This is a genomic window from Oleiphilus sp. HI0128 (genome assembly GCF_001635365.1).
Window position 1 is genome coordinate 1 of the sequence record NZ_LWGG01000674.1, and the last position, 915, is coordinate 915.

The window sequence follows — 915 nt, forward strand, 5'->3', positions numbered from 1 at the left end:
AACTTAAACCAAGCAAATACACTTATTTATAATCATTTCAATTTTGGAAATTGGTGGAGCTATGCGGGATCGAACCGCAGACCTCCTGCGTGCAAGGCAGGCGCTCTCCCAGCTGAGCTATAGCCCCAATCCCAGAGCATTTTATCCTCTGCTTTAACGTTCATTAAAGTCAGACTCAAAAAATCGTAGATTTTAGTTAATCTAGGCAAATGACTGCGAAGCATAGCCTGCTATGCGAGTAATCATTTAACGATGAGTAACTGAAATCTGGTAGGCCTGGGCAGACTTGAACTGCCGACCTCACCCTTATCAGGGGTGCGCTCTAACCACCTGAGCTACAGGCCTTCTGCGCAAATTACCTCTCAGTAAGATGCTATAGGGCCTATTGCCCTTACGCTCTCTTTAATTCTATAACCAAGCAATTCGTGTGAACTCTGACCGAAACGATCACGATTCGTTTAAGGAGGTGATCCAGCCCCAGGTTCCCCTAGGGCTACCTTGTTACGACTTCACCCCAGTCATGAACCACACCGTGGTAATCGTCCCCCCGAAGGTTAGACTAACTACTTCTGGTGCAATCCACTCCCATGGTGTGACGGGCGGTGTGTACAAGGCCCGGGAACGTATTCACCGTGGCATTCTGATCCACGATTACTAGCGATTCCGACTTCATGGAGTCGAGTTGCAGACTCCAATCCGGACTACGATAAATTTTCTGGGATTAGCTCCACCTCGCGGCTTGGCGTCCCTTTGTATTTACCATTGTAGCACGTGTGTAGCCCTGGTCGTAAGGGCCATGATGACTTGACGTCGTCCCCACCTTCCTCCGGTTTGTCACCGGCAGTCTCCTTAGAGTTCCCACCCGAAGTGCTGGCAAATAAGGATAAGGGTTGCGCTCGTTACGGGACTTAACCC

Annotated in this window: 2 tRNA genes and 1 rRNA gene; all 3 read right to left on the reverse strand. The window is 49.4% G+C overall.

Annotation, left to right across the window (positions count from 1 at the left end):
* Positions 1–51: 51 nt before the first annotated feature.
* Positions 52–127, reverse strand: a tRNA-Ala gene (locus A3763_RS08370).
* A 141-nt stretch (positions 128–268) separates the two neighbouring features.
* Positions 269–345: transfer RNA gene (locus A3763_RS08375), tRNA-Ile, on the reverse strand.
* Positions 346–459: 114 nt separating this feature from the next.
* Positions 460–915 (reverse strand): 16S ribosomal RNA (locus A3763_RS08380); the annotation flags it as partial.